The organism is Sphingosinicella sp., from assembly GCF_052387495.1.
Lineage (GTDB): Bacteria > Pseudomonadota > Alphaproteobacteria > Sphingomonadales > Sphingomonadaceae > Allosphingosinicella.
In genome coordinates this window covers 1-3,780 of the sequence record NZ_JBQTJC010000148.1, presented here as the reverse complement: position 1 = coordinate 3,780, position 3,780 = coordinate 1, and the positions used below count along the sequence as shown (strand labels likewise).

5 protein-coding genes, 1 tRNA gene and 1 pseudogene are annotated in these 3,780 nt (G+C 69.9%); 4 read left to right on the top strand and 3 right to left on the bottom strand.

The window, feature by feature from the left end:
- On the top strand, positions 1-872 hold an 872-nt coding region (locus ACT4N8_RS08385), incomplete at its 5' end, for a glycosyltransferase (RefSeq protein WP_444857679.1).
- Here ACT4N8_RS08385 and ACT4N8_RS08380 read toward each other — a convergent pair.
- Complete coding sequence (locus tag ACT4N8_RS08380) at positions 869-1,369, bottom strand: FKBP-type peptidyl-prolyl cis-trans isomerase (protein WP_444857678.1); 501 nt, start codon at positions 1,367-1,369, stop codon at positions 869-871. The two genes, ACT4N8_RS08385 and ACT4N8_RS08380, sit on opposite strands and share 4 nt — an antisense overlap.
- A gap of 28 nt (positions 1,370-1,397) precedes the next feature.
- A tRNA-Gly gene (locus ACT4N8_RS08375) sits at positions 1,398-1,472 on the bottom strand.
- Positions 1,473-1,647: 175 nt separating this feature from the next.
- Between ACT4N8_RS08375 and ACT4N8_RS08370 the strand changes: the two genes are divergently transcribed.
- The 3 genes from ACT4N8_RS08370 to ACT4N8_RS08360 are packed head-to-tail and all read left to right on the top strand — an operon-like array spanning position 1,648 to position 3,577.
- On the top strand, positions 1,648-2,541 hold the full coding sequence (locus tag ACT4N8_RS08370; protein ID WP_444857680.1) for a tetratricopeptide repeat protein: 894 nt from the start codon (positions 1,648-1,650) through the stop codon (positions 2,539-2,541).
- Positions 2,541-3,176, top strand: a complete 636-nt coding sequence (locus ACT4N8_RS08365) for an LON peptidase substrate-binding domain-containing protein (RefSeq protein WP_444857677.1) — start codon at positions 2,541-2,543, stop codon at positions 3,174-3,176. The genes ACT4N8_RS08370 and ACT4N8_RS08365 overlap by 1 nt, the downstream gene beginning before the upstream one ends.
- A complete protein-coding gene (locus ACT4N8_RS08360; protein WP_444857676.1) occupies positions 3,173-3,577 on the top strand; it encodes a hypothetical protein in 405 nt (134 codons plus the stop codon). Before ACT4N8_RS08365 ends, ACT4N8_RS08360 begins: the two co-directional genes overlap by 4 nt.
- Here the strand turns inward: ACT4N8_RS08360 and ACT4N8_RS08355 are convergent.
- Positions 3,574-3,780 (bottom strand): annotated as a pseudogene (locus ACT4N8_RS08355) (ubiquinone biosynthesis protein UbiH); the annotation flags it as partial. The gene ACT4N8_RS08360 and the pseudogene ACT4N8_RS08355 overlap by 4 nt on opposite strands.

Sequence of the window (3,780 nt, the reverse complement as noted above, 5' to 3'; positions counted from 1 at the left end):
CCGCGCTGGTCCATGCCCATTTCGGGCCGGACGGGCTGCTCGCGCTGCCGCTCGCGCGGGCGCTGGGCGTGCCGCTGGTGACGACGCTGCACGGCTATGACGTCGGCCGCGCGCCGCGCGACATGCTCCTCTCCGGGCGCCTGTCGTGGCAGCGTTACGCGCTGCTCCGGCGGCGACTGATGCGCGAGGGCGCGCTGTTCATCGCGGTTTCGGACGCGCTGCGGGAGCGGGCGCTCGCGCAGGGTTTTCCTGCGGAGCGGACCGTGACCCACCGCATCGGCGTCGATCTCGCCCGCTTCCGCCCGGGCGGCGCGGCGGAGCCGGGGCTGGTCCTCCATGTCGGCCGGCTGGTCGAGAAGAAGGGGACGGCGCTGCTCCTCGAGGCCTTCGCCAAGGCGCGCGCGGCGCGGCGCGATGCTTCGCTGGTCATCATCGGCGACGGGCCGCTTCTCCCCGCGCTCAAGCGTCGGGCGGGAGAGGGCGCGCGCTTCCTCGGCGCGCAGCCGCCGGAGGCTGTCGCACAGTGGATGCGGCGCGCCTGGCTGCTCGCCGCGCCGAGCTTGACCGCGCGCGACGGTGATTCAGAGGGCCTCCCGACGGTGGCGGTCGAGGCGGCGGCAAGCGGCCTGCCGGTGGTCGGCTCGGACCATTCGGGCATGCCGGAGGCGGTCCGCGACGGCGCGACCGGATTTATCGTCCCCGAAGGCGAGGCCGAGCCGCTGGCTTCGGCGATCACGAACCTGCTCGGCGACGCGGAATTGCGCGCGTGGATGAGCGCGGCGGCTCGGGCCTTGGCGGAGAAGGAATTCGACCTGGTCCGGCAGACGCAGCTGCTCGAGGACCTTTACGACCGCGCGCGCGGCCTCGCTTAGTTGCCGGACGGAAGCGGCTGGGCGGCGGTGGCGCCGCCGATGCTGACCAGCTGGACGGTGAAGACAAGGGTCGCGTTGGGCGGGATCATCCCGCTCCCCGCGCCCTCGGTGCCGTAGCCGATCGCGGACGGGATGGTGAGGCGGTAGCGGCCGCCCTCGTTCATCATCATCAAGCCTTCGTTGAAGCCCGGAATGAGCTGCCCAACGACCATCGGCACCGGCTGCGGGCTCGCGTCGAACTGGGTGCCGTCGGTCAGCCGCCCCTCATAGGTGACGAGCACGGCCTCACCCATCTGCGGCCGGCGGCCCTGACCGGGCTGGAGCGTCTCGAAACGCAGGCCCGAATCGGTGGTGACGGATTGCGGCGCCGGGGTGCGCAGCTCGGCCTGCCTGGCGGCGTCCATCTCGTTGGCGAGATCGGCGACCCGATCGGTATCGGACTGACCTGAGCAGGCAGCGAGCGAAACGGCGGCGGCGAGGATCGCGAACAGTCTCATCGAAATCACCGCCTGTCGGAAAGAAATCTGGAGCGGGCGAAGGGATTCGAACCCTCGACCCCAACCTTGGCAAGGTTGTGCTCTACCCCTGAGCTACGCCCGCTCTGGCGCGGACCGGCGGACCGGTCCGGGTAAGGCGGGGGCTGCTAGCATGGGCCTCCCGACCCGGCAAGCCCCCGCAAGGCGCATGCCGATGCGGGCTTGGCAGACCGGGCCGCCTTCCCACATAGGGCCGAGATAAGAAGCGATCGGAGAGCATTGAAGTGGCAACCCTGGGGATGAGCGCGGACGAGCGCGAGGCGGTCGAGAAGTTCCGCCGCGACGTGGTTGAGCCGAGCATGACCAACCTCGTCATCCTCGATTTCTGGGCGGAATGGTGCGGGCCGTGCAAGCAGCTCGGCCCGATCCTGGAGAAGGTCGCCGCCGATTATGCCGACAAGGGCGTCAAGCTGGTCAAGATCGACGTCGACGCCGAGAAGTTCATCGCCGCCCAGTTCCGCATCCAGTCGATCCCGACCGTCTATGCGATGTTTCAGGGCCAGCCGGTCGCGGACCTGGGCTCGGCGCGCACCGAGGGTCAGCTCAAGGCGGCCATCGACCAATTGCTCGCGCAACTGCCCGTGCAGGGCGAGGCGCAGGAGCTGGAAGCCCAGATCGAGCCGCTGATCGAGATGGGCGAGCAGGTGTTGAGTGAGGGCGACGCCGAGCGCGCCGTGGGCATCTTCCGGCAGATCGTCGAGATGGCGCCGGAGAACCCCGAGGCGGTCGCCGGGCTCGCCCGGGCGCTGACCGCCGCGGGCCAGGCCGACGAGGCGCGCGCGGCATTGGACGCGCTGCCCGAGAAAGCCGCCTCCGATCCCGCCGTGGCGCGGGCGCGCTCGGCGCTGGCGCTGGCCGAGATCGCGCCGACGGGCGAGACCGATGTGCTTGACGCGCGCGTCGCCGCCGATCCCGACGACCACGACGCGCGCTACGAGCTGGCCGGGGCGCTGATGGCGGCCGGCAAGCGCGACGAAGCGGCCGACCAAGTGCTCGAAAGCATCGGGCGCGACCGCGAATGGAACGAAGGCGCGGCCCGCACCCGCCTGCTACAATTGCTCGAGGCGACGGGACTCGAAGACCCCTGGGCGGCGGCGCAGCGGCGGCGTCTCTCCGCGATCCTGTTCGGCTGATGGGCGAAACGGCGCTTCTGCGGGTTCCGATCTTCCCGCTCGCGGGCGCCTTGCTCTTTCCGGGGAGCCAACTTCCGCTGCACATTTTCGAGCCGCGCTACCGGGCGATGGTGCGCGATGCGCTCGCCAGCGACGGCCTGATCGCGATGGTCCAGCCGCGCGACGAGGAAGAGCCCCCGGCCTTGTTCGAGATCGGCTGCATCGGCCGCATCGCCGCCTGTGACGAGCTCGACGACGGCCGCTACAATATCGTGCTCGAAGGCCTGAGCCGGTTCCGCATCGCCCGCGAGGCCGAGGTCGAGACACCCTATCGCCAGGTCGATGCCGACCGCTCGGGCTTCGACGAGGAGGAGAGCGACGAGGCGCTCGGCATTGCCCAGCGCGCCGAGATCGAGCGCGAATCGCGCGCTTATGCCGATTCGCTCGGCTATGTCGTCGAATGGGAATCGATCGGCCGGCTCGACGACGAAATGCTGGTCAACGGCATCGCCCAGATCGCGCCTTTGGACGTCGGCTCCAAACAGGCCTTGCTCGAAGCGCCCGGCCTCGCCGCGCGCGCCGACCTGCTCGTCCAGTTCATGCAGTTCCAGCGCATGGCGCCCGGCGGCGCCGACGGCCCCGAAACGCTGCAATGAGCGGCGACTCGGACATCGACCTCACCGGTCAGTGGTCCGGGCTCTTCAACTACCCCGACGGCGGCCCGGCGACTCCCTTCGAAGCCGAGCTTCGCGAGAGCGCCGGCTGCGTGACCGGGACGACGACCGAGCCGGGAGACACGATCGCGAGCGCCGGCCAGATTCTCCATGCGGTCATCGACGGGCGCAGGGACGGCAGCTCGGTTCGCTTCCTCAAAATGTACGACGGTGCGATCCAGGATTACGACGTCGTCCACTATGAAGGCGTAGTGCATGCTGACGGCGACGAGATCGACGGCCGCTGGACGGTTCCCGGAATCTGGTCAGGCACCTTCCTGATGGTCCGAACCCGCAAGGAAGAGCAGGCAGCCGAGCGCAAGGTCAGCGAGGAGGTGCGCTAGATCGGCAAGCCGCGCAGCAGCAGAGGCAGCTCGCCGGATTCGCCGCGCGCTTCGGCCATCAGCCGGTCCTTCAAGGGGCCGATCCGGTTGACCGCACCCATGCCGAGGCGGCGGATCGCCGAGGCGGTCTTGCCGGGCACACCGTAGAACCGGGTCAGGCTGTCGGTCGCCATCGCCACCATCAAGGTGTCGAGGCTGCGCCA

What these genes read in the sequence shown, in the direction of transcription:
- ACT4N8_RS08380 (WP_444857678.1), bottom strand. Translation starts at nt 1,369, where the DNA reads ATGAGACTGTTCGCGATCCTCGCCGCCGCCGTTTCGCTCGCTGCCTGC.
- ACT4N8_RS08370 (WP_444857680.1), top strand. Translation starts at nt 1,648, where the DNA reads ATGAGCGCGGACGAGCGCGAGGCGGTCGAGAAGTTCCGCCGCGACGTG.
- ACT4N8_RS08365 (WP_444857677.1), top strand. Translation starts at nt 2,541, where the DNA reads ATGGGCGAAACGGCGCTTCTGCGGGTTCCGATCTTCCCGCTCGCGGGC.
- ACT4N8_RS08360 (WP_444857676.1), top strand. Translation starts at nt 3,173, where the DNA reads ATGAGCGGCGACTCGGACATCGACCTCACCGGTCAGTGGTCCGGGCTC.